The sequence below is a fragment of the Azospirillum sp. UENF 312511 genome, assembly GCF_058780635.1.
This window is the reverse complement of the sequence record NZ_JBSNCG010000002.1, coordinates 122,499-148,959: the sequence shown is the minus strand read 5'-3', so window position 1 is coordinate 148,959 and position 26,461 is coordinate 122,499. Positions and strand designations below refer to the sequence as shown.

The window sequence follows — 26,461 nt, the reverse complement described above, 5'->3', positions numbered from 1 at the left end:
GATGCATCCGGCCTTCTCCATCATCTTCTTCACCAGCGCTGCGGGCGCCGGTTACGGCCTGCTCGCCTTGCTCGGTATGCTGGCGCCGTTCGGCCTGCTGCCGGCGAGCCCGCTGTTCGGCTTCGCCGCCCTCGCCCTCGCCCTGGGGCTGGTGGTGGCCGGGCTGTTGTCCTCGCTGGCCCATCTCGGCCGGCCGGAGCGGGCGTGGCGGGCGCTGTCGCAGTGGCGCAGTTCCTGGCTGTCGCGCGAAGGCGTGGCGGCGGTCGCCACCTTCCTGCCGGCGGGGGTCTTCGCCATCGCTTGGCTCTTCCTGGGGAGCGGCGTGGCGGGGGTCGCCGGCTGGATCACCGCGGCGATGGCGGTGGTCACCGTCTATTGCACGGCAATGATCTACGCCTCGCTGAAGCCCATCCGCCAGTGGGCCAACCCGTGGGTGCCGCGCAGCTATCTGGCGCTGTCACTGATGACCGGGGCGCTGCTGCTGAACGCGCTGCTGGGCGTGGCGGGTCAGGCGGCGGGCTGGTCCTCCCTGCTGGCGCTGGCGTCGGTGGCGCTGGCCTGGGCGGCGAAGGAAGGGCATTGGCGGCATTGCGCCACCGCCCGCCCCGTCAGCACGGCGGAGACAGCCACCGGGCTGGGCCACATCGGGCGGGTCCGCCTGCTCGACGCCCCGCACAGCGAGGACAACTACCTGCTCAAGGAAATGGGCTTCCGCGTCGGGCGCCGTCACGCCGTCCGCCTGCGCCTGATCACCCGCCTCGCCGCCTTCGCCCTGCCGGCGGCGCTGAGCCTCGGCGCGCTGGTCGCCGGCCCCGGCGCCCTCTCCGGCACGCTGGCGCTGCTGGCCGCCGCCGCCGCCGCGCTGGGGGTGATCGCCGAGCGCTGGCTCTTCTTCGCCGAGGCGAAGCACACCGTGACCCTCTTCTACGGCGCCGGGGAAGCCTGAGCCCGCCTCTTCACCCACCCACCACAGGAAAGGAACAGAGATGCCGCATGGCCATACCGATCACGGCTCCGCCCTGGCCTTCCTGATGACCCGCGCCAAGGCGATGGATGCCCGGAGCCTCTACATCTGCGGCTCGCCCTCCTGCCCCCGCGTGGGCTTCCGCTCCGGTCCGGGCATCGTCTACGAGCCGCTCTCCACCGGTCTCGCCGGACGCCTTGTCGACCGTTTCGCGGTGGACAGCCACGGCCTCAGCCAAGGGCTGCTCGTCTGGAGCGGGCGCCATTACCGCTGGTTCAGCATGCCGATGCCGGAGGGGGACGACGGCTACGCCCCCCTGATCGCCGTGCACCGGCCCGCCATTTGTCCCGGCCCCGGCGAGCGGGCCATGCCGCGCGTCATCGCCGGCTGACCGCCCCGCCCTTCGCCTTCATCCCATCCATGAAACGAGGATGCGCACCATGAAAATGACCACCGAGGAAGCGTTCGTGAAGGTCCTTCAGATGCACGGCATCCGGCACGCCTTCGGGATCATCGGTTCGGCCATGATGCCGGTCTCCGACCTCTTCCCCAAGGCCGGCATCCGGTTCTGGGACTGCGCGCACGAGACCAACGCCGCCCTGATCTGCGACGGCTACAGCCGCGTCACCGGCGAGATGGCCATGGCCATCGCCCAGAACGGACCCGGCGTGACCGGCTTCGTCACCTCGATCAAGACCGCCTACTGGAACCACACGCCGATGCTGCTGGTGACGCCGCAGGCCGCCAACAAGACCATCGGCCAGGGCGGCTTCCAGGAGGTCGAGCAGATGGCCATGTTCCGGGAGATGGTCTGTTACCAGGAGGAGGTGCGCGACCCCAGCCGCATGGCCGAGGTGCTGAACCGCGTCATCGAGAAGGCGTGGCGCGGTTGCGCCCCGGCGCAGATCAACGTGCCGCGCGATTTCTGGACCCAGGTCATCGACGTCGAGCTGCCGCAAATCGTCCGGCTGGAGCGTCCGGCGGGCGGGCGGCAGGCCATCGCCGAGGCGGCCCACCTGCTGTCGGAAGCGAAATTCCCGGTCATCCTGAACGGCGCCGGGGTGGTGATCGGCGGGGCCATTCCGGACAGCATCGCGCTGGCGGAGCGGCTGGACGCGCCGGTCTGCTGCGGCTACCAGCACAACGACGCCTTCCCCGGCAGCCACCCGCTGTCGGTCGGGCCGCTCGGCTACAACGGCTCCAAGGCGGCGATGGAGCTGATCGCCAAGGCCGACGTCGTGCTGGCGCTCGGCACGCGGCTCAACCCCTTCTCCACCCTGCCCGGCTATGGAATCGACTATTGGCCGAAGGGCGCGCGGATCATCCAGGTCGACATCAACCCCGACCGCATCGGCCTGACCAAGAAGGTCTCGGTCGGCATCTGCGGCGACGCCAAGCAGGTTGCCCAGCAGATCCTGGCGCAGCTCGCCCCCGGTGCCGGGGACGCGGGCCGGCTGGAGCGCCGGGCCTTGATCCACCAGACCAAGTCGGCGTGGCTTCAGCTCCTGTCCTCTCTCGACCATGAGGAGGATGACCCCGGAACGAGCTGGAACGCCGAAGCGCGCGAGCGCGAGTCCGACCGCATGTCGCCCCGTCAGGCGTGGCGGGCCATCCAGGCCGCCTTGCCGGCGGACGCCATTCTTTCCACCGACATCGGCAACAACTGCGCCATCGGCAACGCCTACCCCACCTTCGAGGAGGGGCGGAAGTATCTGGCTCCCGGCATGTTCGGCCCCTGCGGTTACGGCTTCCCGTCGATCGTCGGCGCGAAGATCGGTTGCCCGAGCACACCGGTGGTCGGCTTCGCCGGTGACGGCGCCTTCGGCATCTCGATGAACGAGATGTCCTCCATCGGGCGCGAGGGATGGCCGGCGGTCACCATGGTGATCTTCCGGAACTTCCAGTGGGGGGCGGAGAAGCGCAACACGACGCTGTGGTTCGACAACAACTTCGTCGGCACGGAGCTGAACCCCAAGCTCAGCTACGCCAAGGTGGCCGAGGGTTGCGGCCTGAAGGGCATCACCGCGCGCACCCAGGACGAGGTGACCGCCGCCCTGCGCCAAGCCATCGAGGACCAGGGGCGCGGCATCACCACCTTCGTCGAGGTGATCCTGAACCAGGAGCTGGGCGAGCCGTTCCGCCGCGACGCCATGAAGAAGCCGGTGGCAGTCGCCGGCATCGCCCCGTCGGACATGCGCCCGCAGCAGGCCGTGTAAGGCGGGGCGCGGGCTGTTCACGCGGTGCTTGTTGCATGAGTTGTCGGGGCTTTGCCCCACCCTAACCCTCCCCCGCTGACGCAGGGGAGGGAACTTTTTTGCCCCCTCCCCTGCGCAGCAGAGGAGGGCCGGGGTGGGGGCAATACTGTCCAAAATTGATGCCTTGGGGCATGTCACGTTTCGACTTCGAAAGCCCCTATAGGTTGCTTTATTTTTAAAACAGAACAACCTAAAGACGCTTTCGATTTCGAAAGCGGTCACTCCCCCAGCAAATCGTCGATGCGCATCCGCAGGTCCCGCAGCAGCTCCCGATGCTCCTTCTGCATCGCGTTGCTGACCGCGTCGATGGCCTTCAGCTCCTTCTCGATGCGGTTGATCGAGCGGCCGAGCACACGCATCGGCTCCACCGAGCCCGGCGCCTTGGACGCCCGCGCCGCGCGCACCGACTGCACCGTCAGCCCGCCGGTGCGCGCCGACTGCCACAGCCGCCGCACCTCCCCTTCGTCGCCGACGAAGGCCAGCTCGACCAGGGCGGAACGGGACACCGCGTCGGGGTTCTCCCGGTATTCGCGGAGGATGTCCGTCGGCAGGTCCAGCACCTTCAGCCGCTTCGACACCTCGGCCTCCGAGCAGCCGAGCACCGCGGCGACCTCCGCCTGGGCGTAGCCGTGGCTGTCGATGAGCTGGGTCAGGCCGCGGGCCAGATCGATGGCGTCCAGGTCCACGCGCTGGACGTTCTCGATCAGCGCGATCTCCTCCGCCTTGCCCTTGGTGATGATGGCGGCGATGGTCGGACGGCCGAGCATCTGGTGGGCGCGCAGGCGGCGCTCACCGGCCACGAGGCGGTAGACGCCCTTTTCCGCCGTCTCCTGCACCAGCACCGGCTGCTGGAGTCCGTGCCGCTCGATGGAGGCGGCCAGCGAGGCGAGCGCCGTCTCGTCGAAGATGGTGCGCGGCTGGTTGGGGTCGGTGCGGATGGCAGCGACGTCGGCCTCGATCAGCCGGGGCAGGGCGCCGGTCAGCCCGAACAGCCGGTCGGTCTCCAGGGCGGGGGCGGTGTTCTTCGCTTGCAGAACCGTGGCGGCGGTCTGGCGGGTCAGCTTCTTAGGCGGCATCGGACGACTCCCGGATGCGTCCGGTGGCCTTCAGCAGGGCACCGGCGATGGCGGCGTAGCTTTCCACGCCCGGCGCGCCGATGTCGGCGTCCAGCGTGATGACGTTGGCGCCGGCGGCCTGCGCGTAGATCGTCGCGCGCGGCACCGGCGGGAAGACCCGGTAATCCTCTCCCCACAGCCGGCCGATGTCGTCCAGCGAGGAGCGGTCCTGGGTCTGTCGGGGATTCAGCATGGTCGGCAGCACGCCCAGCACCCGCAGGTTTGGATTCAGACGCCGCTGGATCTTCGTCACGGTGTCCAAGAAGGCGTTCACGCCCAGGATGGCGTGCGGCTCCGCTTGGCAAGGGATCAGCACATAGTCCGCCGCGGTCAGCGCGTTGATGGTGACCGCCCCCAGGTTCGGCGCGCAGTCGATCAGGATGAAATCGTAATCGCCCCGCACCGCGTCCAGCATCTCCGCCATGGCGGTCTGGGCGTTGGTCAGGTTGCCGGGCAGTTCCGTGTCGGCGCTGGCGAGCGCGATGCTCGACGGCACGACGTCCAGCCCTTCCACGTTGGTCGGGCGGATGACCTCGGCCAGCTTCGCCTTGCCCATCAATGCGTGGTAGAGCACCCTACCCTGCTCGGTCAGCGCCACCACGTCGGTCTGCGGCACGCCGACATGGACCGTGGCGTTGCCCTGCGGATCGGCGTCCACCAGCAGCACGCGATTCCCCGACCGGGCCAGCATGAAGGCGACGTTGATCGAGGTCGCCGTCTTGGCCGTGCCGCCCTTTTGCAGGCCGATGGCGATGGTCGTGCCGGCGCGCGGCGCCTCGGTCGCCGGCTGCTCCAGCGACAGCAGCAGCAGCCGGCCCAGCACGTCGCGGGGCAGGGGCTCGCGGCCCGTCTCCCACTTGCTGAGCCGCTGCTTGTCGTAGCGGCGGCCGGTCAGTTCGTTCACGAACGCGGCCATCTGCGTCTGGGTGAGGCCGCGCCTCTCGCGCAGCAGCTTCAAATCGTCGCCGGTCATTGCCCCCTCGTCGCCCCATTGTGCCGGAGTCGTCCCGGAAGCTACCAAGTCGTCCCAACCCCCGCAATGGGTGTCTACCCGCGGCCTGGAGCAGCCGGCACTGGCGGACCATGGCCTCTCCGGTGCATAACTAAGGCATGCGGGGCCGGCGGCGGCACCGGGGCTGTGGGGTTGCACGAATGACGGCGAACTGGTCGGTGCGGCAACTGGTGTGTCAGGCGCATGGCTGCGAGCTCGCCGTGTCGTGGCGGACCGATGGACGCTGGACCTGGACCGTGTCGGTGGCCGGGGAGCGCATCGCCGTCGGGATCGCCCAATCGCAGGAAGGCGCCCAGGATGCCGCCGCCAACGCGGCGGAACGCCATGCCCGCGCCGATGGCATCATCCAACTGACGATGTTCTGAACGCCAAAGCACGGATTTCCACTCAATCGGCGTCGAATTGGGCGTATTGCGCCGCAACATGACCGTCGATACGGGCGTAGCCCATACAATCCCCAGAAAAAGCGCTTAGCCACAGAGAATAATCCAGTGGGATTTTGCGCGAACCCATCAGGGTTTGTGTGATTTTCCCGTGCGTCTCCTATTGTTTGTGGACGATCGCAAAGACCGTAGGCCGCGCGTGAATTGTCTAAAACTTTCCGCGGAGCTTCGACCTTCGACGATGCGACGGCTCTGGCCTCCGGCCAGGGAAGCGGGACGGGCGAGGTTCCACGTCCGCTCCGATTGGGCCCATTCGACCAACCACGCGAGAGGTTCGACGTGACTTCGCTGGGGAAACGCCAGATTCACACCGACGCATTTGGGGGCGATTGCCTGGACGCTTCACCGGCTGTCGAGATCGACCGTATGGACCGCGGCGGCTGGTACGCTGTCATGAACGGATTCGACGACGCCAACATCTTCCAAACCTGGGATTTCGGGCGCATCGCACATCCCGGCCGCGACCTCAGCCACATCGTGCTGCGCCGGGACGGCCGGCCGGTGGCCGCGGCGCAGCTGCTGGTCCGCCGGGTTCCGGGCATCGGCGGCATCGCGCTGGTCATGTGGGGACCGTTGTGGCGCCCCAAGGGCCGTCCAGCCGATCCGGCCGACTTCCTGGCGATCATGGACGCGATGAAGGCCGAGTACAGCGTTCGGCGCGGGCTGTTCCTGCGCGTCCTGCCGCGCGTCGAGGACGGGGCAGGGGAGGGCGCCCGCGCGCTGTCCGCCATGGAGGCGCTGGGGATGCGGCACAGCGACGCCAAGGCCCCCTACCGCACCTTCATCATGGACCTGACCCGCGACGAGGCGACGATCCACAAGGACCTGTCCCGCCACTGGCGGCGCGGCCTCGCCAAAGCCGAGGGGGCAGGGTTGGAAATCGTCGAGGGCTCCTCGCCGGAGATCCTCGACGCCATCGATGACCTGTTCATCCAGACGCAGCGCCGCAAGGGTTTCCGCGCCTTCGACAGCCGCACCCTGACCAAGGTCCACCGCGCCCTGCCCGACGGCATGAAGATGCACGCCGTGATGGCCTCCCACAACGGCGAGCCGGTGGCCGGCGTGGTGGTGTCGCTGCTCGGGGACACCGCGCTGATGCAGAATTCCGCCACCGCGGAGGCCGGGCTGCCGCTGAACGCCGCTTTCCTCGTCCACTGGAAGGCGATGCAGTGGGTGAAGGCGAACGGCGGGAAGCGCTACGACCTGCACGGCGTCAACGCCCAGGCCAACCCCGGCGTCCACCTGTTCAAGCGCGGCTTCGCCGGCAAGGGGGAGGAGGAGCGGGTCTTCATCGGCACCTTCGAAGCCCCCGGCCCGATGCTCAGCCGGCTTCTCGTCGAAGGCGGCCAGACGGTGCGCACGCTGGCCGCGACCTGCACCGCGCAGGCGAGCCAGATGATGGCGATGGCGATGAACAAGGGACCGGCCGAGCGCGCCGACGCCACCACCCCATCCAACCCGGCGTAAGTCCCGAAAATACGAAACGCCCGGTCCATGGTCTGGACCGGGCGTCGCGTTTGCGCGTCAATGGCCGAGCATTACTGCGGCTGAACGTCACTGGGTGCGTGCGATCACCGGCACGCCGTCCAGATCCTTGGGAAGATCGTCGGGGATGCCCGACGCGAAATTGACCGCGATGGCGTAGTCGTCGGACAGCTTCGTGACTTCGGCGCGGGTCATACCGGGGTACCCGCTGAGGATCGCCAGATAACGGTCACGGGCGGCTTCGGCAGCCTCTTTCGGCACGGGCATACTGACCTCCCTTTCGTCATAGGATGCCATAATCATTTATGGATTGTTGGCCCCATAAACAATACCCCAATGCGACCGTTTACCGCAAATCCGCCGCTCAGAGTCGTTGGGCGAGCCCGTGCAGGTCGCCGACCACCGTCACATCGGGTGGGAAGGGGTTCGGCAGCCCTTCCGACACCACGCCCACGAAGCCCATGCCGGCCTTGCGGGCGGCCTCCAGCTCGGTCAGAGAGTCGCCGATGGCGAGCGACCGCGCCGGGTCGTGCCCGCCCGCGGCGACGATGCGCGCAAAGACCTCCGCCTTCACGTTGGGGGAGCCGGTGATGCTGCGGAAATGCCGCTCCAGCCCCTTGGCGCGCACGGTGCCCATCAGCACCTCGTGCGGCGTGCCCGAGACGAGGTGGCAGGGCGTGCCGTCCAACCGGTCCAGCACCGTCTCCGCACCGGCGATCAGCGCGCAGTCGGAAACGCGCGGGTCAACGATCTCGGCGTAGCGGCGGGCCAGGTCGTCGATCTCCGCCGGGCCGGGGTCGCGCCCGAACATCTCCCGCTCCAGGATCGCCAGCATCTTGAAACGGCTGAGGCCGCCGTTGCGCCAGATCGTCTGGCGCATCCGCTCCTCCGTCTCCGCATCGTCGATGCCGTAGAGGATGGCAAAGCCGCCGTTCTTGGTGGGCACGGAGTCGATGATGACGCCGTCGAAATCGAAGATCACGACCTCCGGGTCCAACCGGTCGGGTGTCTGAAGCATTGCGCCGTCTCGCATCGTTGTGGTGGCCCCGCACGGAACAGGGGCGGGTGCCGGAAAAGGCGTCGGGGGATCGTACAGGAAATCCCCCGTGCCTCAACGGTTCGGGCCGAAGAAAGAGCCTTTCGGAAAAGCTGTCTCACAGTGTGGCGCAGGCCACAGCGGGGGAGGGCGGCGGGGCGTAGTGTCTGGTCATCGGACAGGCCGGGCCCCGACGCAGACGGAACCGGCAGACAAATCCCCCCAGACACCAACTCCCCAGACACCAACTCCCCAGACACCGGAAGGAAACCACACCATGCGCCGCACCACCCTGATCGCCGCCGCCGTCGCCGTCCTGTGCTCCGCCCCGGCCTTCGCCGGCGACCTGATGACCGGCGGCATCCCGCTCGGCAACGCCAGCAACCTGGGGGTCATCTCCAACACCGCCGCGGGCATCCAGAACAAGGCGCAGCAGCAGGTGATGGGTGTCCAGGCCGGCGGCGGGCTGGCCGGTCCCTTCGGCACCGCCTCCAACCTGGGCAACGTCTCCAACCTCGCCGCCGGCGTCGGCAACACCGCCAAGCAGCAGGTCTTCGGCCTGCAGACCGGTGGCGGGATGGGCGGCGGGGTGAAGGCGCCCTTCGCTCTGGGCGGCTTCAACAGCAACGCCGGCACCGTCAGCAACAGCGCGGTCGGCATCGGCAACACCGCCCAGCAGCAGGTCAAGGCCATGCAGTTCGGCGCGCCGGGCGCTCTGTTCAACCAGAACCTCGGCAACGTCTCCAACCTCTCCGCCGGCGTCGGCAACAAGGCCCAGCAGCAGGTCACCGGCATCCAGAAGTAAGGCTCGCCCGCTTCGCATCCCTCCCTCCCCGAACCTCGCGGCCGGCAGACCTCTGCCGGCCGTCTTTTTTGCCAGCCGTCTTTTTGCGGGACGCAGGAAACGGGTGGCCCGGCTTCGCGGCATCGGCGACGATCCCGGCGGCAGGATCGGGAGGGCATCATGGACGAGGACGCGATGTGGAGCGCGGTGGCGCACCGGGACCGGGACGGTGACGGGCGCTTCGTCTACGCGGTGCGCACCACCGGCGTCTATTGCCGGCCGTCCTGTCCATCGCGACGGGCCAAGCGGGAAAACGTCGCGTTCCACCCCGATGCCGCGGCGGCGGAGGCAGCGGGCTTCCGCCCCTGCAAGCGCTGCCGCCCCAACGCGCCGCCGCCCGCGCTCACATGATCCCCAGCAGCCGGATCAGACCCAGCCCGATGGCGCCGAGCGCCGCCAGCGACAGCACCACCGCCACGGTGACGCGCAGACCCGCCCGCGACAGCATCCGCACATCCACCCCAAGCCCCAGCGCGGCCATCGACAGCACCGTCAGGACGCCCGCCGCGGTCTGGCTGGCCGCCAGGGCGGCGTCCGGGATCAGCCCCGCCGCCCGCAGCCCGGCCAGCGCCAGGAAGCCGAGGATGAACCAGGGCACCAGCCGGCGCAGCGGGAGGCGGGTCTTGGCGCCCCTTTCCCGAGCAGCGCCTTCCGGCTTCGCCATCAAGGCCAGCGCCACCACCACCGGGCCGAGCATCAGCACGCGCAGCAGCTTCACCAGCGTCCCAACCTGGACGCTCAGCGCGCCAACCGGCGCCGTCGCCGCCAGGATCTGCGGCACCGCGTAAACGGTCAGCCCGGCGAACACGCCGTACTGCATGGGGCTGAGCCCGAGGAGAGGCACCAGCAGCGGCAGGCCCAGCACCACCAGAACCCCCAGCACCGCCGTGAAGGCGATGGCTGCGGCGACATCATCGCCGTGCGCCCCGATCACCGGCGCCGTCGCCGCGATGGCCGAGTTGCCGCAGATCGAGTTGCCGCAGGCGACCAGCACCGCCATGCGCGGCGGCAATCCCAGCAGGCGCCCGATGCCGTAGCTGACCGCCAGGGCCAGGGCGACCACCCCGGCGATCCCCGCCACCAGCCCCGGTCCGGCGCCCAGGATCGTGTCCGGGTCGATGGAGGCGCCCAGCAGCAGCACCGCGACCTCCAGCAGCGTCTTGGCGCTGAAGTCCGTTCCCGCCTTCCAGCGCCGTCCCGGCGCCCAGACGCTGCGCAGGGCCACCCCGATCAGAATCGCCAGGACCAGCGCTTCCAGCCAGGCCTGCCCGAAGACCCGCACTTCCAGGCTTTGCAGGGCCAGCGCCGCGCCGCTCACGCCGGAGCAGAGCAGAATCCCCGGCAGCAGGGCGCCCAGGGTCCGGCGGGGCGATGGAGGAAGATGGTTCGGCATGGCGTCCTCGAATTCCGATGCCGGGAAGCTGCGCCCTCTGGACCGTTCGTTCCAACGGATTATAGTGGACGGATCGTTCGATAAAACCGAACGTTTGAAGGGACGAGTGACCGGATGACTCTCGAACAGCTCCGCATCTTCGTGGCGGTCGCCACGCAGCAGCATGTGACGCGGGCCGCCGCCTCCCTGAATCTGACGCAGTCCGCGGTCAGCGCCGCCGTCTCCAGCCTGGAGGCCCGGCACGCCGTCCGCCTGTTCGACCGGGTGGGCCGACGCATCGAGCTGACGGAGGCCGGGCGCCTGTTCCTGAACGAGGCCGTCGCGGTGCTCGCCCGCGCCGAGGCGGCGGAGCGCATGCTGGCCGACCTGTCGGCGCTGAAGCGCGGGCGCATCGCCATCCACGCCAGCCAGACCATCACCGGCTACTGGCTGCCCGAACGGCTCGTGGCGTTCCACCGGCGCTATCCGGACGTCGACGTCGCGGTGAAGGCCGCCAACACCGCCCAGGTCGCCAAGGCCGTGCTGGACGGTGCCGCCGATCTGGGGTTGGTGGAAGGGGAGGTGACGGACCCGCTGCTCGACCAGGACCTTCTGGCCGGCGACCGTCTGCTGCTGCTGGTGGGGGACGGTCACCCCTGGCGCGGGCGGAGCGACCTGCCGATGGAGGAGTTGCACCGCTCCCCCTGGGTCCTGCGCGAGGCGGGATCGGGCACCCGCTCCGAGTTTGAGGAGGCGCTGCGCGGGCAGGGGAGGGCGCCGGAGGATTTGCCGGTGACGCTGGAGCTGCCCTCGAACGAGGCGGTGCTGTCGGCGGTCATGGCCGGGGCGGGGGCCACCGCCCTGTCGGATCTGGTGGCGCGCGGCGCACTGGCGGCCGGGCATCTGCACCGCGTTCCCTTCCCGCTGCCCGAGCGCCCCTTCCGCCTGCTGCGCCACCGCGAGCGCGGGTTGAGCCACGCCGCGCGGACCTTCCGCGACCGTCTGCTGACTGAATAGGGCAGGGGAGGGGGTCAGACCACCTCGTCGAACTCGACCCTGGGAATGTCGATCCAGCTCTCCGGCTCGCCGGCGTCCTTGCGCCAGAAGATCACCGGCAGGTCGGCGTTCAGCACGCGGGCGATGGAAGCGCCGCGCGCCGTCATCAGCTCCTTGTACTCCGCGGCCTCGACGATGCGCACGCCGTAGCCGGGGATACGGTCGGCCTGGAGCACGGGGCCGAGCGCGTTCTTGAACTTGCGCAGGTCGTTGTCGGAGCCGACCCGCTTGCGCAGCGGCTCCAGCGCCATCCAGAAGGCGGTGCCGTGGCCCAGATGGGCGCGGGCGATCTCGTAGAGCCGCTTCTCGATGGGCTTCAGCGCGAAGTAGTCTTCCGAATAGGTCAGCAGGTTGTTGCCCAGCGCCGCGCGCACCACCCAGTTCGACAGCACCAGGGTCAGGCCGCGCACCTGCCGCTCGCCGTCCTTCTTGCCGCGGCGGTACAGCAGCTTGTAGTCGGAGATCCAGGAGAAGGCGCCACTTTCGCCCTCGCCCCCGGTCTCCAGGTTGGTCTTGATCTGTGTGCCCTGAAGCCGCTCCAGCGCCCCTTCGATCTTGTCGTAGGCGCTGCCCCCGGCGGTCTTGCCGACGATGCGCTGGAGATCGCTGGTGGTGAAGTGGAGCTTCCCCACCTCCGGCCCCATCTTGCCCTCGGCCATCTTCTCGCGCAGCAGCGAGACGGCGTAGATCAGCACCGACTTGTCCCAGATCGTCGCAACGCCGACGTCGCGCGGGGCGCGCACCTCGATCTTCACCTTGCCGTCGTCGTAGGTGGGAAGGCTTTCCACCTTGTCCTTCGACAGGCCGAACAGCGAATAGGCCATCAGGGCCCGGTCGTTGTTCACGTCGCCGCGCAGCGGCGAATCCAGCCGCAGCGCCAGCTGGACCGGGCGGTCCAGCAGTTCGGCGTTTTCCTTGTCGGTGTTGTGGTCGTCCATGCACCCAGTCTCCCCGGCCCCGCCGCTGGCGGTTACGGTATTGATTCCCGATACGCCCCGCATGTTCCACAGCGCAGGCGCAAACGTCGCCATTCTGCCGAAAGATTCCTCACCGGCCGGAAACGACGCTGTGACCCTGCGGACGAATGTCGCCGTTCTGCCAGTTCCCCCGGACGCTGTGCCCCGCTGGAGGGCCTGCCTGCCGAAAGCGTCCGCGTTCTGACGGTCCCGACTCCCGACAAGCCGCGAAATGGCGCTGAAAGACTTGGATTCCCTGACTCTTTCCAGAATCCCGAGGGTCCAAAGGCCGTCGCGGAGGGAGCACATTGGCAGAACGGCGACACTCGGTTGCGCGAGTCGGAGTCCGATTCTCGGCCGATTCCCGGAGTCACCGATGGGCCACAGCCCAGATTATTCGGCAGAACGGCGACATCCGGCGGACTCCGACGCTCCACCGCTTCCCCCCGTGCGCCGGAATCTTTCGGCAGAACGGCGACGTTTTCCGACCGGTTTCTCGGCAGAACGGCGACACCCAGACCTGGTCCGCCCCCCCTCCAGGGGGTTCAACGCCTTGATTCCACTGACTCCAGCACCCCGCATCGACGCAACCGGAGCGATTCCGACGCACGCATTTGAATCGTGGACAGCCTGTTGGGGCCACGACAACATCTTGCGTAACGGGCTCACCAAAGCCCGAACCGATAGCTTTTGGACCAGAGTTTTAGGCCAGGGTTTTGGGCCAGGATTTTCAGCTGGCGGCTCCGAACAGCCGCGACACGCCGAAGGAGGCGACGATGACGTAGCGGAGGACGCGACCTCCGGAAACACAAAGGGCACAGGTTTGGCGACCTGTGCCCTCGTGCACACCGAAGTGTCGAAAACCGATGGAAGACCGGGAGAACCGGACCCCGCATCAGCGGTTTGGCGACTTCATGATGCCAGGGTAGGTCCGGAAAACCAAGTGGAATCGCGGATTCCACTGACGCTCCCGCTTTGTCTTCCGCCGGGATTGAAGCGCTGGATCATGGGAAGACAATGACCCCGTACACGACCTTGTACCGGCGATGGATCGCTGCACCCGGTGTGGGAGCCGCGGAGATCGCGGTGCTCTCCGGCCTCTACGCGCGGGCGGACGCCGCCGGCGTCTGCGCCGGTCTGGTCCAGGACGAGCTGGCCGCCGAACTCGGCAAGAGCCGTCCCTGGCTGTCCGCCGTGCTGACGAAGCTGCAGGCGCCGGACCTGTCCCTGGTGGAAGCCCGCCGCGAACGCGGCTTCCGCGGGATGGTCTATGCGCTGGTGGGCGCCCAGGACACCGACTCTTCCGGTCGGCCCGTCGACACCACCGGTCAGCCGGCTGACGGACTCCTAAGGACTGGGAATCCCCTGAATCCTGATTCTCAAAACTCCTCCTCCTTCCGGGCGGGGGGATCGGTTGGGCCTTCGGGCATTAAGAACCAGGACGCTCTTGCCGAGGACTGGCAGCCGGACGCCGCCGATCTGGCCTGGGCCGCCGAAACCCGCCCTGAGGTCGACCCCGCCACGGTGACCCGCAAGTTCGTGTCCTGGTGCCGCAAGGCCAACGTCCGCAACGGCTACAGCCCGGCCGACCCATCCGGCGCCTGGCGCAAATGGGTGGCCCGCGAACTGGTCGCCCCCACCACGGCACCAGCCGGCGAAACACCCGAAGGCACCGTCGTCCCCATTGCAACCGCCTCCAACCGCCCCTCCAACCGGAGCGCCCAGAATGACCGCCAGCCTGCCGAGCTCTCCCGTGAGCCTTCCCGTCAGCGCCGTCCCGCAGACGCCGGACATGGCGTGGCTGCCCGCAACGCCGGCGTCCTCTCTGCCCTGCGCGATCGCCTCGCTCGCCCGGCTTGAACGCGCCGACCTGCGCTTCGAGATCGCGGATCGCGCGCCGGAGGAGATCGGGGCGCTGGCCGAGCGGGTCGAGGCCGCCCTTGAGGGCGCCTGCCCGGCGATCGGTGTGGAGAATGTGCTGACCGGCATCGAGAAGCTGGCGGTGCGCTTCGGCCTGGAGCTTCCGGACGCCGATGTGCTGGAGGCCGACATTCTCGAAATGGCCGGCTGGCCCGCCGAGGAATGGATCGCCGGTTTCCGTGGCGTCTGGTCCTCCTTCCGCTCCGGTTACCGGCGCTTCCCCACGGTCGGCGATTTCCGGGCCGCCGCCGGTCAGGCATCCGTGACCAGCGGAACGGCGGCCCTGCGCCGGCTGGCCATGGCCCTGCGCCAGGAACAGCAACTCCGTGCTCGCGAGATTGCTCATCGCCGCCATCAGAAGGAGAAGGAAGCGGAAATCGCCCGCCGTCAGCAGGCCGCCGCCCTGGCCGCCCCTCCGGTCGCCCCTCCGGTCGCCCCGGCGACGCCGACGGCAACAACGCGCCCGGCACCGGTTACGCCGGACGATGCGCAAGTGGTCCTGGCTCCCGCGCAGCCTCCGTCTCAGATGAGGCGGGTCGTTCCCAAGGTCTTGATAAGGGATCGGTCGGCCAATGGTCCTCATACCACGGTATGTCAAGGACATGACCACCTATCTTTCAATAAGCGACCGCGTACGAAAAGTTCAGTCCGAGAAGCCAAGTATGCCAATGACTGTGGATCGCACCGAAGAGCTGGAGCGAAAGCTTGGCAGACCCTTCATTATTCCAACAGGGTAACGCCTATATAAACAGTCTCATCCCATCGATTCAGATTCCGGTGGCGAAGCACGAAAGGGCGGAGCAAGATACGATAATCTGTTTGTGTCGCGAACCTTTCGGATTGTCCATCCATGCCGCTGAAGACGGTGTCCCGTCAGCAACCGATGACTCTGCGCGGGTACCTGCTGAGGCTTGTGCTCGTGACGCTGGTGCCGATGCTCCTGCTCGGCGGCATGCTCATCGGCTGGCTGGTGCAGCAGCAGCGGGACGCCGTCGAGAACAACATGGCCGACACGGCGGAGGCGCTGGCCCTGATCGTCGACCGGGAGTTGGAAGCGACCATCGAGGCGTTGCGGGCGCTGTCGCGCACGGACGCTCTGGCGGCCGACGATCCCACCGGCTTCTATGAGCGGGCGACGCTGGCGCTGACTCAGCACCCCTCCTGGACGAACATCGCGCTGATCGACCCGTCGGGGCGGCAGATTGTCAACACGGTGGTCCGGCTCGGCGTCCCGCTGCCGGATGTGCCACAGCGCGACGCGCTGCAACGGGTGACCGCGACCCGCCAGCCGGCGGTGTCCGATCTGGTCACCGCGACGGCGGCGGTGCGCCCGACGATCGCCGTCATGGTGCCGGTGATGCGCGACGGCAGCCTGCGCTACGTCCTGTCGGCGGTGGTCGATCCGCGGACCTGGAGCGATTTGCTGGAAGGTTTCGAGACCCGGTCCGGCCTGATCGCCGTGATCATCGACGGTCAGAACCGGATCGCCGCCCGCTCGCGCGAGCATGCGGAGTATCTGGGACGGGCGGTGCCCGACTGGTTCCTGGCGGCGCGCGGCACGGCGGAGACCGGCAACTACCGCGGCGCCACGCTGGACGGGGTGGAGATCATCGGTGCTTTCCACCGCACGCAGCGCGCCGACTGGACCCTCGCGGCCGCAACGCCGACCGAGGCCGTGCTCAATCCCCTGAACCGTACGGTGTTGCTGGCCCTGGGATTGGGCCTGTTTCTGTTGGCCGTGTCTCTGGCGTCGGCGGGGATCTTCGCGCGGCGGCTCGCCCATCCCGTCCGCGCACTGGCCACCCATGGCGGCAGCCTGATGGAGGGGCGCGCCATCCGCTACGACGGCGGCGTGCCGGTGCGCGAGATCGACGAGTTGCACCGCGTCCTGGCCGAGGCCAGCGCCGCGCTGGTCGGCGCCAGCGAATCCGTGGCCCATGCGGAGGCCCGCTACCGCGCCATCGTCGACACGGCGGTGGACGCTATCGTGGTCATCGACCGGGCCGGCACCCTGCACAGCTTCAACCGTGCCGCCGAACGCATCTTCGGCTACGCTGCGGAGGAGGTGATCGGCCGCAACGTCAGCATGCTGATGCCCGATCCCGACCGCAGCGCTCATGACGGCTATTTGAAGCGCTACCACCGCACGGGGGAGCGGCGGATCATCGGCATCGGGCGCGAGGTGACGGGTCAGCGCAAGGACGGGTCGGTGTTTCCGCTGGAGCTGTCCGTCGCCGAATGGAAGGCCGACGGCGAGGTGCGCTTCACCGGCATCGTCCGCGACATCACCGCCCGCCGGATGGCGGCGGAGGCCGAGCTCGCCGCGAAGGAGGCGGCCGAGCAGGCGATGGAGCGCGCTCTGGCCGCGGCGGACGAGGCCCGGCGGGAGAAGACCCGCGCCGAGAAGGCGGAGCGGGCGAAGACCCAGTTCCTGGCGGCGGCCAGCCATGACCTGCGCCAGCCCGTGCAGTCGCTCTATTTCTTCGCGCAGGTGCTGGGCGACAAGCTGCACGGTCATCCCGGCCACGAGCTGGTGACCAGCATGGGCCATTCGCTGGATGCGCTGAAGCTCCTGCTCGACGGTCTTCTCGACGTGTCGCGGCTCGACGCCGGGGCGGTGGAGCCCAGCGTCACCGAATGCGCGGTGGGGCCGCTGCTCGACCGGCTGGCCGCGGAGTACGGGCCGCAGGCGGAGGGGCAAGGGCTGCGGCTGCGGGTCGTGCCGACCTCGCTGTGGGCGCGCACCGACCCGATGCTTCTGGAGCGCATCCTGCGCAACCTGATCGAGAACGCGCTGCGCTACACCGAGCGGGGCGGCGTCGTGGTCGGCTGCCGGCGCGGCAACGGCGTGCTGCGCATCGAGGTGGCCGACAGCGGCGTCGGCGTGCCCGAGGAGTTGCAGCAGGCCGTCTTCGAGGAGTTCTTCCAGATCGGCAACCAGGAGCGCGACCGCGCCAAGGGGCTGGGGCTCGGTCTCGCCATCGTGAAGCGGCTGGCCGGGCTGCTCGGCCACACGGTCGCCCTGCGTTCGTGGCCCGGACGGGGCAGCGTCTTCTCGGTGGAGCTTCCCTCCGTGCGCCCCCGCGCCATCCTGCGCCGCAGCGGGCCGGACCGGGCCAACGACGATGGGCAGGGGCTGGTGGTGGTCATCGACGACGAGGCCATCGTGCTGCTCAGCCTGCGCACCCTGCTGGAACAGTGGGGCTACGAGGTGGTGGCCGCCGTGTCGGCGGAGGAGGCGGTGGACGTCCTGCACGGGCTGGGCCGGCTGCCGGACCTCATCATCGCCGATTACCGCCTGCGCGAGGGGCGGACGGGGGTTGAGGCGATCCGCGACATCCACGGCGTCTGCGGCGTGCGGATCCCCGCCGTGGTGCTGACCGGCGACACGGCGCCCGAACGCATCACCGAAATCCGCGGCGCCGGCTTCCGCCTCGTCCACAAGCCGATCACCCCGCACATCCTGCGCGAATTGCTGAAGCCCGCGGCCTGATTCTAAAAGGTCTGGTTGCGAAAGGCCGGTTTTTGACCCTGGCTGCCCGCCGGCCGGGTCTTTAGTTTTTCCGGCTCCTTGGGGAAGAGCCTCCTTGGGCAAGAGGGAGACGGGACATGAACTGGAGCAAGGGCCTGTGGCGGGGCTGGCTGGCCGCCGCCCTGCTGTGGGGGGCGGTGATCGCCGCCTTTGCCGCCGCCGACCTGCAGGGGCGCCATCCTTTCGCCGGTCTCTACGCCTATTCGGACGCAAGGGACGCCTTTCTGCCGCAGCACTACGCCGCCGACGAGGCGGTGGTGGAGGATGGGGTGAGGCGGGGCGTCGTGGCGCGGACGGACTTCCCCGATGGCACCAGCCTCGCCGCCCCGCCGGGCCTCGGCGAGGAGCGTGTGCGGCGGATCGCCGAACGTTTCTGGGCGGAGCGCTGGGCGCGCCGGGCGGAGGTTCTGTGGCCCTGGGGCCTGCGCGCCGCCGTGCCGCCGCTGCTTCTTCTGCTGTCCGGCGCGCTCGTCCTGTGGATCGCCCGCGGCTTCCGCAAGGTCGACATTCCCGCGGAGGCGGAAGTGCTGGAGACAACGGCAAGCGAGGACGCGCCGAAGGCGGCCTTCAACACGCGGTCCGCCGGCGGGCTGCCGCCCTTCATCCGTTCGCTGGGGCCGGACCCCAAACGCCGCCGCGTGCTGGGGGCAGGCCGGTAAACGCCGCGCCAGTCGAACCCAAGCGTCGTTCGCGTCGCCGTTCAACATCGCGGTAACCCGCGGTGACGCGCAAGCATCCCCGACGGTTGGCATTCCAAAGGCACAAAGGAACAGGAAGACCGGCATCGGGTTGATGGTGGCGGAGACGCGTCCACAGGGCGTGGATGTTCTCCAGGCTGCGCGTTTGTCCGTCCGTCCAGGCGTTCGGGCCGTTCACCATCACGGCGGCGTGTGGTGCAAACGCTGCCAGCGGACCAGACCAAGAGGAGACCTGGGTGTCGGAGCCGACCAAGACGGACAAGATCCTGACCGGAATTCCAGAATTCGACATGGTCCTGAGAGGGGGGCTGCCGCGCGCGCGGCTGCATCTTCTGGAGGGCGCGCCGGGAACCGGCAAGACGACCATCGCGCTTCAATTCCTGCTGAAGGGCCTGCGCGACGGCAAGCGGGGCCTGTATGTGACCCTGTCGGAAACCGAGACGGAGTTGCGCGCCTCGGCCAAAAGCCACGGTTGGTCGCTGAACGGCATCGGCATTTTCGAACTGGTCCCGCTGGAGGCGCAGCTCGACCGCCAGCAGAGCGTGCTCTACCCGTCGGAAGTCGAGCTGGGCGAAACCATGCGCCTGATCACCGAGCGGATCGAGGCCGAAAAGCCGGACCTCGTGGTGATCGATTCCCTGTCGGAGCTGCGCCTGCTCGCCCAGGACCAGCTCCGCTACCGGCGGCAGATTCTGGCGTTGAAGCAGTTCCTGCAAGGGCGCCAGTGCACCACGCTGGCGTTGGACGACCTGACCAGCCAGACCGGCTCCATGGAACTGCACAGCCTGATGCACGGCGTGGTCAGCCTGGAGCAGATCGAGCGTTCCTACGGCGCGGCGCGGCGGCGCCTGCGGATCGCCAAGATGCGCGGCTCCGAATACCAGAGCGGCTGGCACGATTTTGCCATCACGCCGGGCAACGTGCTGATCTTCCCGAGCCTGATCGCCGACGAGCACAAGGCGGAGTTCGAGCCGACCTCCGTGTCGAGCAGCCTGAGCGGACTGGACGAGCTGATGGGCGGCGGGTTGACGCGTGGCACGACGACCATGCTCGTCGGCCCGTCGGGCGTCGGCAAGTCGTCCATCGCCCTGCAATATGTCGCGGCGGCGGTGCGCCGTGGTGAGCACGCCGCCTATTTCTCCTTCGACGAATCCTTCGAAACGCTGTCGCTGCGCAGCACCGCGCTCGGCATCGACATCGAGGAGGCGGTGCGCAAGGGCGAACTGGGCTGGCAGCGCGCGAACCCGTCGCGCCTGTCGCCGGGCCAGTTCGTTTGGCAGGTCCGCCGCCAGGTGGAGGATCAGAAGGCGCGCGTCGTGGTGATCGACAGCCTCAATTCGTACCTCAGCACCATGCCGGAGGAAAAGGCGCTCATCCTGCAGATGCACGAGCTGCTGACCTATCTGAACAACCAGGGTGTCGTGACCATTCTGATCCTGGCCCAGCAGGGCATCGTCGGGGACATCCAGAATCCCGTGGACCTGTCCTTCATGAGCGACACCGTGGTCCTGCTGCGCTTCTTCGAGGCGGCGGGGCAGGTGCGCAAGGCGATCTCGGTGGTCAAGAAGCGCACCGGCGTCCATGAACTGGCGATCCGCGAATTCCGGCTGTTTCCCGACGGCATGCAGATCGGCCCGCAGCTTCTGGAGTTCCAAGGGGTGCTCACCGGCGTGCCCAGCTATGACGGGTCGGCGGACCCGTTGCTGCGCGGGCGGAGCGAGACGGGCTGACCGCGGCGCATGGACGCCCCGATCCTCGTGCTCGCCCCTCATGGCCGGGACGCGGAGGTCATCCGCCTCGTGCTGGACGAGGTCGGCATGACCACGCGGCTCTGCGCCGATCTGCCGGCCCTGTGCGACGGCCTGACGAGGGACGACGTCACGGCCCTGATCCTCTCCGAAGGCGCGTTGCTGGGGGCGGCGATGGAGCCGCTGGTCGCCTGTCTGGAGGCCCAGCCGCCCTGGTCGGACCTGCCGGTTCTGGTGCTGACCGCGCGCGGCAACCGGTCGGCCAGCAAGGCGCGCTGGGCACAGTTCCAGCGGCTCGGCAACGTCACGCTGCTGGACCCGCCCCTGCACGCCGAAGCGCTGCAAAGCGCTGCGCAGTCCGCGGCGCGGACCCGCCTGCGCCAATATCGCATGCGGACGCTTCTGGCCGACATCGAGCGGGCCAACGACGAGTTGGAAGGCCGGGTGGCGGAGCGCACCCGGTCCCTGCAGACCGAGATGCGGGAGCGCCGGAAGGCCGAGGAGGCGTTGCAGCAGGCCCAGAAGATGGAGGCGGTCGGCCAGCTCACCGGCGGGATCGCCCACGACTTCAACAACCTGCTGCAGGTCATGCTCGGCAACCTGCATCTGCTGCGGGGCGCGCTGTCCGCCGACGAACCGCTGCTGCGGCACGTCGCCATGTCCATCACGGCGGGCGACCGCGCCGCGGCGCTCACCCGGCATCTTCTGGCCTTCGCCCGGCGCCAGCCGCTGACGCCGCGCAGCCTGGACCTGAACGCCCTGGCCACCGCGATGAGCGGCCTGATCCAGCAATCCGTCGGCGAGTCGATCCGGGTGGAAAAGGTGCTGGCCGACGGGCTCTGGCGGACCTGGGCGGACGCCAACCAGGTCGAAAGCGCCCTGCTCAACCTCGCCATCAACGCCCGCGACGCCATGCCGGACGGCGGGCTTCTGCGCGTCGAGACGAGCAACACCGTTCTGGACGAGACCATCTCGGACGCGCAGGGGGACATCCTTCCCGGCCGCTACGTCCTGCTCCGCATCACCGACACCGGAAGCGGCATGCCGCCGGACGTGCTGGAGCGGGCGTTCGAACCCTTCTTCACGACGAAGCCGATCGGCCAGGGCACCGGCCTCGGGCTGAGCCAGCTCTATGGCTTCGCGCGTCAATCGGGCGGGCACGCGGCCATCCGGTCGCAGCCCGGCCAGGGCACCATCGTCAGCCTGTACCTGCCGCAGCACGACGGTGTGGACGGCGCCGACAGCTCGGTCCCCGCTGTGGACGCGCCGTCGCAGGACCCGTCCCGCAACGATGAAACGATCCTGGTGGTCGAGGACGAGGCCCTCGTCCTGATGCTGTGGGTCGAGGCGCTGGAAGGGCAGGGATACCACGTCCTGCAGGCGGCCGAACCCGAGGCGGCGATCCGCATCCTGGAGTCGGACACGGCGATCGACCTTCTGATCACCGACGTCGGGCTGCCCGGAATGACCGGTCGGGATCTGGCCGACGTCGCGCGGGGGCTTCGCCCCGGGCTGAGAGTGCTGTTCGTGACCGGCTACGCCCATTACGCCGCCCTCGAAGCGGACAGCCTGGGAGCGGGCACGCGGATGCTCAGCAAGCCGGTCGGCGTGGACACCTTGCAGATCACCGTCCGCAACTTGCTGGATGGGGATTCGGCCTGACGTTGCGCCGGGCAAACCGGGGCAATTGCATCTGACATTCCCTCTCTCCCTGGGGAGAGGGTTAGGGTGAGGGGGTTGCGCTGCTGCCGGACGTACCGCCGAGCATATCCCCCTCACCGGCCCTCCGGGCCACCCTCTCCCCGGAGGGGAGAGGGCTAGGAAGGCAAAGCGCGATTGCGCCGGTGAGGGGAAGACGGCAACTCGACAAGCTCCCTGCACATCGCCTACAACCGGTCATCCGTCCTGTGGGTGGAATGGAAACCGGTTTGAACGGGGCAATGTCAGCACGGCCATCGGCCCCCCCTCTCCGTTTCGGGGAGCGGGAGGGGGCGAACGGGCGTCGCGGGGGAGGCGGCGCCGCGCTTGCGGTGCGTCCGCCTCCGTCCCGCTGGCAATCCAGGCTCGCCGCAACGCTGGCCGCCGTTCTTCTGCTGATCCTGATCCAGGTTCCGGGGCAGGCGGTCGCCATGCTCTCCGCCGGTCTGGCGCAGTCCTTCTGGGCGGCGTCGATGTGCGGACCCGATGGCGCGTCGGACCGGATACCCGACGCGCCCGGTCAGCCAAAGCATGACCTGGAGCATTGCCTGGGCTGCCAGCTCGGCTGCGCGCCTCCGGCAATGCTCTCCCCGGCGGATGTCGCCGTTCCGCCGCCGCGCCTGTCCGGGGCGCTGCGCGCGCTTCCCCTCCGCACCCGCAAGCTCCGCCGCCGGAGCGTCTTCCGTCCGAACGCCCGTGCTCCGCCGATGATGTGTCCTGCCCTTTTCAGCTGATCGTCCGATACACTCTTTCTTGCAGGACTTCGTCATCATGAAGAAGCATGCCCTGGTTCTCGCCGCGCTGGTCGCGCTGACCGCCGGCACCGCCCTGGCCCATGGATTCCAGGCCGGGCCGGTCGACATCGAACATCCCTGGGCGCGCGCCACGGCGCCCTCGGCCCCGAACGGCTCGGCCTACATGGTGCTGAGCACCCACGGCCCGGACAGCGACCGCCTGCTGTCGGCCAGCACGCCCGTCGCCGACAAGGCGGAGCTGCACACCCACCTGATGGACAACGGCGTCATGAAGATGCGCCAGGTCGACGCCATCGAGGTGTCGCCCGGCTCGCCGACCGCGCTGCAGCCCGGCGGCCTGCACGTCATGCTGTTCGGCCTGAAGCAGCCGCTCGCTCCGGGGAAGGCGTTCCCGCTGACCCTGACCTTCGAGAAGGCCGGGCCGGTGACCGTTCAGGTGGACGTGCAGAGCGCTGGGTCCGCCGCCCCGTCCCATGGCGGTGCCGGCGGGCCGCAGGCCGGTGGCACGCAGCACAAGCACTGACGGGCATGCGCCACGCCGGAGGTTGGAAACGGACCGGCGTGGCCGCAACCGCAGGTCGGTACTGATATACCAGCATCGCATTTGACCGTCCGGCCCCTTGGGCGCAGGGTGTGGCGCGCCGGTCCGGCAGAAGGCCGGCGCGCCACAGGAAGGAACCGCCCCGCCCATGAGCGCCGCCCGATGACCGCCACCGAAAAGGCCCTGTCCGCCGGCTCCTCCGGGCGGGCGGGCATCGCCTGGATGCTGCTCACCACGCTTCTGTTCGTGACGCAGGACGCGACGCTCCGCTTTCTGGTGCAGACCTACCCCTTCGCGGAGGTCGCCTGGGCGCGCTTCGCGGTGCATCTGGCCATCGCCTTCGTGGTGGTGGCGGTGAACTCCCCCAGCCATCTGATCGCCCGGCGCCCGGGCATTCAAATTCTCCGCTCCACCCTTCTGGCGGTGCTGACCCTGCTGGTGGCGGTGTCCTACAAGACGTTGCCCTTCGTGGACGTGGCGGCCATCGCCAACGTGGCGCCGGTCCTCGTCACCGTCCTGTCGGTTCCGCTTCTCAAGGAGAAGGTCGGCTGGCGGCGCTCCCTGGGGGTGCTCGGCGGCTTCATCGGGGCGATGATCATCATCGGCCCGGCCAGCCTCGTCTTCCAGTGGGCGATCCTGCTGCCGCTGGCCGCCGCGCTGTGCAACGCGCTCTACCAGATCGTCACGCGGCTGCTGCGCGGCGGCGATTCGACGTTGACGACCTTCTTCTACACCAGCATGGCCGGGACGGTGCTCTGCGGGCTTCTGCTTCCCTTCGGCTGGGTGACGCCGGACCTGACGGGGGCGGCGCTGATGATCATGCTCGGCGTGCTGGGGGCGTGCAGCCATTACTGCCTGATCCGCGCCTACACGGTGGCGGACGCGGCGACGGTGGCGCCCTTCGGCTACACGACGCTGATCTGGGCGGTGCTCTACGGTTTGCTGATCTTCGGGGAGTCGCCCAGCGCTTCGACCCTGGCCGGCGGTCTGGTGATCGTCGCCAGCGGCATCTACATCTTCCACCGCGAGCAGGTGCGGGCGCGCGAGGCCGCGGCGAAAAACGCGGTTTAGGGGGCCTGAGCGGCTCCTGTTTTTCCGCTAAGTTCCCTATGCCGGAGGCACGTACACAGGACGTTCAGGTACCCGAAATATCACGGGCTGTACGCGTCGAACTGTAACATGCTCCGCGTACCGTACGCCGGTCGGTGAGGGCCGGCGTTTTTCCCCATCCACAAGCAACGAGAACAGCAATGAACGGACTGCCCAAGCAGACGTGGCGCTGCCGCGTTGCCGAACTGTTGAGCGATCCCGTGGTCCAGGCCGTGTTGCGCCGGGACCGCCTGACTCACGAGCAGGTTCTGGCACAGCTCACCCCCATTGCCGAGCACCTGCGCCGCAACACCTCCCCCGAACGACCCGCAAGGCGGCTTCCGCGCGAAGCCTTCTGACCTTTCCAAAGAGAAAAGGCCGCCCGGTGGAACGGGCGGCCTTCTTCTTTTGCGCCGATGGGGCGGATCAGCCGGCGATCTCGAACTTGATCCCCTGGGCCAGCGGCAGGGCGCGGGAGTAGTTCACCGTGGCCGTCTGGCGGCGCATGTAGCCCTTCCAGGCGTCGGACCCGGACTCGCGACCGCCGCCCGTCTCCTTCTCGCCGCCGAAGGCGCCGCCGATTTCCGCACCCGACGGGCCGATGTTGACGTTGGCGATGCCGCAGTCGCTGCCCGACGCCGACAGGAAGCTCTCGGCCTCGCGGATGTCGGTGGTGAAGATGCAGGAGGACAGGCCCTGCGGCACCGCGTTCTGCAGCGCGATGGCCTCCTCCAGCGTCTCGTAGGTCAGGACGTAGAGGATCGGGGCGAAGGTCTCGTGCCGGACGATGTCGGTCTGGCCCGGCATCTCGACGATGGCCGGCTGCACGTACCAGGCGTCCCGATACTGGTCAGCGAGCGCGCGGCGGCCGCCGGTCACGGTGCCGCCGTCGGCCTTGGCCTGCTCCAGCGCGCGCTGCATGCCGTCAAAGGCGCCCTTGTCGTTCAGCGGGCCGACCAGCACGCCGGACTCCAGCGGGTTGCCGATGGGAACGGAGGCGTAGGCGGCCTTGAGGCGCGGCAGCAGCGTGTCGCGCACGTCCTTGTGGACGATCAGGCGGCGCAGCGTGGTGCAGCGCTGGCCGCAGGTGCCCACCGCGGAGAAGACGATGGCGCGCACCGCCATGTCGAGGTCGGCCGACGGCGCCACGATCATGGCGTTGTTGCCGCCCAGCTCCAGGATCGGGCGGGCGAAGCGCTCCGCCACCTTCAGCGCGACCTCGCGGCCCATGCGGGTCGAACCGGTGGCCGACACGATGGGGACCAGCGGGCTGGCGACCAGAGCCTCGCCGACATCGCGCCCGCCGTTGACGACCTGCAGCAGGTTCGCCGGGGCGTCGCCGAAGCGGGCCACCGCGCGCTCGAAGATGCGCTGGCAGGCGAGCGCGGTCAGCGGGGTCTTCTCCGACGGCTTCCAGATCACCGGGTCGCCGCAGACCAGCGCCAGGGCGGCGTTCCAGGCCCAGACCGCGACCGGGAAGTTGAAGGCGGAGATCACCGCGCACGGGCCCATCGGGTGCCAGGTCTCGCGCATCGCGTGGCCCGGACGCTCCGACGCGATGGTCAGGCCGTAGAGCTGGCGGGACAGGCCGACCGCGAAGTCGCAGATGTCGATCATCTCCTGGACCTCGCCCAGGCCCTCCTGGAAGATCTTGCCCATCTCCAGCGTGACGAGACGGCCCAGGTCCTCCTTGGCGTCGCGCAGCTCCTCGCCCAGCAGACGGACCAGTTCGCCGCGGCGCGGCGCCGGGACGGAGCGCCACGCCTCGAAGGCGCGCTGGGCGCGGGCGGCCACCTCCGGGATCTCCGACGCCGGGGTGACCGGCGCCACGCCCAGCGCGGCGCCGTCGATGGGCGAGCGGACGGACAGGCCGGCCCCGTCGGCGGGAAGCTCAAGGCCGAGGCGGGAGAGAAGGTCGCGGTGCTGCATGGAAAAGGTCCTC

25 protein-coding genes are annotated in these 26,461 nt (G+C 68.9%); 18 read left to right on the top strand and 7 right to left on the bottom strand.

What is annotated here, in order from left to right:
* Position 1: 1 nt before the first annotated feature.
* Genes ACWPN7_RS09055 through xsc form a run of 3 tightly spaced genes read left to right on the top strand, consistent with a single transcriptional unit; the run spans position 2 to position 3,180 of the window.
* Entirely contained in the window at positions 2-946 is a 945-nt protein-coding gene (locus ACWPN7_RS09055; protein ID WP_459197540.1) for a dimethyl sulfoxide reductase anchor subunit family protein, read from the top strand.
* 40 nt (positions 947-986) lie between these two features.
* Positions 987-1,355 (top strand): hypothetical protein, encoded by a 369-nt coding sequence (locus ACWPN7_RS09050; protein ID WP_459197541.1) that lies wholly within the window; start codon positions 987-989, stop codon positions 1,353-1,355.
* Positions 1,356-1,404: 49 nt separating this feature from the next.
* Positions 1,405-3,180, top strand: a complete 1,776-nt coding sequence (gene xsc, locus ACWPN7_RS09045; RefSeq protein WP_459197542.1) for a sulfoacetaldehyde acetyltransferase — start codon at positions 1,405-1,407, stop codon at positions 3,178-3,180.
* Between the two features lie 257 nt (positions 3,181-3,437).
* Here xsc and ACWPN7_RS09040 read toward each other — a convergent pair whose 3' ends face one another.
* Together ACWPN7_RS09040 and ACWPN7_RS09035 are read right to left on the bottom strand one after the other, a co-directional pair.
* Positions 3,438-4,295 (bottom strand): ParB/RepB/Spo0J family partition protein, encoded by an 858-nt coding sequence (locus ACWPN7_RS09040; protein ID WP_459197543.1) that lies wholly within the window; start codon positions 4,293-4,295, stop codon positions 3,438-3,440.
* Positions 4,285-5,307, bottom strand: coding sequence for an AAA family ATPase (locus ACWPN7_RS09035; RefSeq protein WP_349620879.1), 1,023 nt, complete (start codon positions 5,305-5,307; stop codon positions 4,285-4,287). Before ACWPN7_RS09035 ends, ACWPN7_RS09040 begins: the two co-directional genes overlap by 11 nt.
* Before the next feature lie 179 nt (positions 5,308-5,486).
* Here ACWPN7_RS09035 and ACWPN7_RS09030 point away from each other — a divergent pair, with 179 nt between their 5' ends.
* A complete protein-coding gene (locus ACWPN7_RS09030; RefSeq protein WP_040137863.1) occupies positions 5,487-5,711 on the top strand; it encodes a hypothetical protein in 225 nt (74 codons plus the stop codon).
* 471 nt (positions 5,712-6,182) lie between these two features.
* A complete protein-coding gene (locus ACWPN7_RS09025; protein ID WP_456530770.1) occupies positions 6,183-7,256 on the top strand; it encodes a lipid II:glycine glycyltransferase FemX in 1,074 nt (357 codons plus the stop codon).
* Positions 7,257-7,343: 87 nt separating this feature from the next.
* Here the strand turns inward: ACWPN7_RS09025 and ACWPN7_RS09020 are convergent, their stop codons facing one another.
* A complete protein-coding gene (locus ACWPN7_RS09020; protein ID WP_035683083.1) occupies positions 7,344-7,541 on the bottom strand; it encodes a hypothetical protein in 198 nt (65 codons plus the stop codon).
* A 97-nt stretch (positions 7,542-7,638) separates the two neighbouring features.
* Complete coding sequence (locus ACWPN7_RS09015; RefSeq protein ID WP_459197544.1) at positions 7,639-8,292, bottom strand: HAD family hydrolase; 654 nt, start codon at positions 8,290-8,292, stop codon at positions 7,639-7,641.
* Between the two features lie 295 nt (positions 8,293-8,587).
* Between ACWPN7_RS09015 and ACWPN7_RS09010 the strand changes: the two genes are divergently transcribed.
* Entirely contained in the window at positions 8,588-9,115 is a 528-nt protein-coding gene (locus ACWPN7_RS09010; RefSeq protein ID WP_459197545.1) for a hypothetical protein, read from the top strand.
* Positions 9,116-9,274: 159 nt separating this feature from the next.
* The gene (locus tag ACWPN7_RS09005; RefSeq protein WP_200777095.1) at positions 9,275-9,505 is read left to right on the top strand and encodes an Ada metal-binding domain-containing protein; all 231 of its coding nucleotides are present in this window, start codon (positions 9,275-9,277) and stop codon (positions 9,503-9,505) included.
* On the opposite strand, the gene ACWPN7_RS09000 is transcribed toward ACWPN7_RS09005, so the two are convergent.
* Positions 9,498-10,547 carry a YeiH family protein gene (locus tag ACWPN7_RS09000; protein WP_407825624.1) on the bottom strand — a complete coding sequence of 350 codons (1,050 nt, stop codon included), beginning with the start codon at positions 10,545-10,547 and terminating at the stop codon, positions 9,498-9,500. The two genes, ACWPN7_RS09005 and ACWPN7_RS09000, sit on opposite strands and share 8 nt — an antisense overlap.
* A 114-nt stretch (positions 10,548-10,661) precedes the next feature.
* Between ACWPN7_RS09000 and ACWPN7_RS08995 the strand changes: the two genes are divergently transcribed.
* Positions 10,662-11,543 carry a LysR family transcriptional regulator gene (locus ACWPN7_RS08995; RefSeq protein ID WP_451995869.1) on the top strand — a complete coding sequence of 294 codons (882 nt, stop codon included), beginning with the start codon at positions 10,662-10,664 and terminating at the stop codon, positions 11,541-11,543.
* A gap of 14 nt (positions 11,544-11,557) precedes the next feature.
* On the opposite strand, the gene ACWPN7_RS08990 is transcribed toward ACWPN7_RS08995, so the two are convergent.
* Positions 11,558-12,520, bottom strand: a complete 963-nt coding sequence (locus ACWPN7_RS08990; RefSeq protein ID WP_040137857.1) for a replication initiator protein A — start codon at positions 12,518-12,520, stop codon at positions 11,558-11,560.
* A gap of 1,035 nt (positions 12,521-13,555) precedes the next feature.
* On the opposite strand from ACWPN7_RS08990, the gene ACWPN7_RS08985 reads away from it, so the two are divergent.
* The 10 genes from ACWPN7_RS08985 (at position 13,556) to ACWPN7_RS08940 (ending at position 24,878) form a co-directional block, all read left to right on the top strand.
* Positions 13,556-14,398 (top strand): hypothetical protein, encoded by an 843-nt coding sequence (locus ACWPN7_RS08985; RefSeq protein WP_459197546.1) that lies wholly within the window; start codon positions 13,556-13,558, stop codon positions 14,396-14,398.
* A complete protein-coding gene (locus tag ACWPN7_RS08980) occupies positions 14,292-15,206 on the top strand; it encodes a hypothetical protein (RefSeq protein ID WP_459197579.1) in 915 nt (304 codons plus the stop codon). Before ACWPN7_RS08985 ends, ACWPN7_RS08980 begins: the two co-directional genes overlap by 107 nt.
* Positions 15,207-15,308: 102 nt before the next feature.
* Positions 15,309-17,951, top strand: a complete 2,643-nt coding sequence (locus ACWPN7_RS08975) for a PAS domain S-box protein (protein WP_149649261.1) — start codon at positions 15,309-15,311, stop codon at positions 17,949-17,951.
* A gap of 116 nt (positions 17,952-18,067) precedes the next feature.
* Positions 18,068-18,649 (top strand): hypothetical protein, encoded by a 582-nt coding sequence (locus tag ACWPN7_RS08970; protein WP_040138326.1) that lies wholly within the window; start codon positions 18,068-18,070, stop codon positions 18,647-18,649.
* Positions 18,650-18,924: 275 nt separating this feature from the next.
* Positions 18,925-20,418 carry an ATPase domain-containing protein gene (locus ACWPN7_RS08965; RefSeq protein WP_459197547.1) on the top strand — a complete coding sequence of 498 codons (1,494 nt, stop codon included), beginning with the start codon at positions 18,925-18,927 and terminating at the stop codon, positions 20,416-20,418.
* A gap of 9 nt (positions 20,419-20,427) precedes the next feature.
* Positions 20,428-22,098 (top strand): ATP-binding protein, encoded by a 1,671-nt coding sequence (locus ACWPN7_RS08960; protein WP_456525833.1) that lies wholly within the window; start codon positions 20,428-20,430, stop codon positions 22,096-22,098.
* Between the two features lie 368 nt (positions 22,099-22,466).
* Entirely contained in the window at positions 22,467-22,868 is a 402-nt protein-coding gene (locus ACWPN7_RS08955) for a DUF2946 family protein (RefSeq protein ID WP_247894793.1), read from the top strand.
* A 37-nt stretch (positions 22,869-22,905) separates the two neighbouring features.
* Positions 22,906-23,412, top strand: a complete 507-nt coding sequence (locus ACWPN7_RS08950) for a copper chaperone PCu(A)C (RefSeq protein WP_198129142.1) — start codon at positions 22,906-22,908, stop codon at positions 23,410-23,412.
* Between the two features lie 180 nt (positions 23,413-23,592).
* Entirely contained in the window at positions 23,593-24,501 is a 909-nt protein-coding gene (locus ACWPN7_RS08945) for a DMT family transporter (RefSeq protein WP_149649259.1), read from the top strand.
* A 179-nt stretch (positions 24,502-24,680) separates the two neighbouring features.
* The gene (locus ACWPN7_RS08940) at positions 24,681-24,878 is read left to right on the top strand and encodes a hypothetical protein (protein WP_040138322.1); all 198 of its coding nucleotides are present in this window, start codon (positions 24,681-24,683) and stop codon (positions 24,876-24,878) included.
* 67 nt (positions 24,879-24,945) lie between these two features.
* Here ACWPN7_RS08940 and amaB read toward each other — a convergent pair whose 3' ends face one another.
* A complete protein-coding gene (gene amaB / locus ACWPN7_RS08935; protein WP_459197548.1) occupies positions 24,946-26,448 on the bottom strand; it encodes an L-piperidine-6-carboxylate dehydrogenase in 1,503 nt (500 codons plus the stop codon).
* Positions 26,449-26,461 lie beyond the last annotated feature (13 nt).

What these genes read in the sequence shown, in the direction of transcription:
- ACWPN7_RS09030 (WP_040137863.1), top strand. Translation starts at nt 5,487, where the DNA reads ATGACGGCGAACTGGTCGGTGCGGCAACTGGTGTGTCAGGCGCATGGC.
- ACWPN7_RS08950 (WP_198129142.1), top strand. Translation starts at nt 22,906, where the DNA reads ATGAAGAAGCATGCCCTGGTTCTCGCCGCGCTGGTCGCGCTGACCGCC.
- ACWPN7_RS08975 (WP_149649261.1), top strand. Translation starts at nt 15,309, where the DNA reads ATGCCGCTGAAGACGGTGTCCCGTCAGCAACCGATGACTCTGCGCGGG.
- ACWPN7_RS08970 (WP_040138326.1), top strand. Translation starts at nt 18,068, where the DNA reads ATGAACTGGAGCAAGGGCCTGTGGCGGGGCTGGCTGGCCGCCGCCCTG.
- ACWPN7_RS08985 (WP_459197546.1), top strand. Translation starts at nt 13,556, where the DNA reads ATGACCCCGTACACGACCTTGTACCGGCGATGGATCGCTGCACCCGGT.
- ACWPN7_RS09035 (WP_349620879.1), bottom strand. Translation starts at nt 5,307, where the DNA reads ATGACCGGCGACGATTTGAAGCTGCTGCGCGAGAGGCGCGGCCTCACC.
- ACWPN7_RS09010 (WP_459197545.1), top strand. Translation starts at nt 8,588, where the DNA reads ATGCGCCGCACCACCCTGATCGCCGCCGCCGTCGCCGTCCTGTGCTCC.
- ACWPN7_RS09050 (WP_459197541.1), top strand. Translation starts at nt 987, where the DNA reads ATGCCGCATGGCCATACCGATCACGGCTCCGCCCTGGCCTTCCTGATG.
- ACWPN7_RS09020 (WP_035683083.1), bottom strand. Translation starts at nt 7,541, where the DNA reads ATGCCCGTGCCGAAAGAGGCTGCCGAAGCCGCCCGTGACCGTTATCTG.
- ACWPN7_RS09015 (WP_459197544.1), bottom strand. Translation starts at nt 8,292, where the DNA reads ATGCTTCAGACACCCGACCGGTTGGACCCGGAGGTCGTGATCTTCGAT.
- ACWPN7_RS08990 (WP_040137857.1), bottom strand. Translation starts at nt 12,520, where the DNA reads ATGGACGACCACAACACCGACAAGGAAAACGCCGAACTGCTGGACCGC.
- ACWPN7_RS09000 (WP_407825624.1), bottom strand. Translation starts at nt 10,547, where the DNA reads ATGCCGAACCATCTTCCTCCATCGCCCCGCCGGACCCTGGGCGCCCTG.
- ACWPN7_RS08940 (WP_040138322.1), top strand. Translation starts at nt 24,681, where the DNA reads ATGAACGGACTGCCCAAGCAGACGTGGCGCTGCCGCGTTGCCGAACTG.
- ACWPN7_RS09005 (WP_200777095.1), top strand. Translation starts at nt 9,275, where the DNA reads ATGGACGAGGACGCGATGTGGAGCGCGGTGGCGCACCGGGACCGGGAC.
- ACWPN7_RS08995 (WP_451995869.1), top strand. Translation starts at nt 10,662, where the DNA reads ATGACTCTCGAACAGCTCCGCATCTTCGTGGCGGTCGCCACGCAGCAG.
- ACWPN7_RS09055 (WP_459197540.1), top strand. Translation starts at nt 2, where the DNA reads ATGCATCCGGCCTTCTCCATCATCTTCTTCACCAGCGCTGCGGGCGCC.
- xsc (WP_459197542.1), top strand. Translation starts at nt 1,405, where the DNA reads ATGAAAATGACCACCGAGGAAGCGTTCGTGAAGGTCCTTCAGATGCAC.
- ACWPN7_RS08945 (WP_149649259.1), top strand. Translation starts at nt 23,593, where the DNA reads ATGACCGCCACCGAAAAGGCCCTGTCCGCCGGCTCCTCCGGGCGGGCG.
- ACWPN7_RS09040 (WP_459197543.1), bottom strand. Translation starts at nt 4,295, where the DNA reads ATGCCGCCTAAGAAGCTGACCCGCCAGACCGCCGCCACGGTTCTGCAA.
- ACWPN7_RS08960 (WP_456525833.1), top strand. Translation starts at nt 20,428, where the DNA reads ATGGACGCCCCGATCCTCGTGCTCGCCCCTCATGGCCGGGACGCGGAG.
- amaB (WP_459197548.1), bottom strand. Translation starts at nt 26,448, where the DNA reads ATGCAGCACCGCGACCTTCTCTCCCGCCTCGGCCTTGAGCTTCCCGCC.
- ACWPN7_RS09025 (WP_456530770.1), top strand. Translation starts at nt 6,183, where the DNA reads ATGAACGGATTCGACGACGCCAACATCTTCCAAACCTGGGATTTCGGG.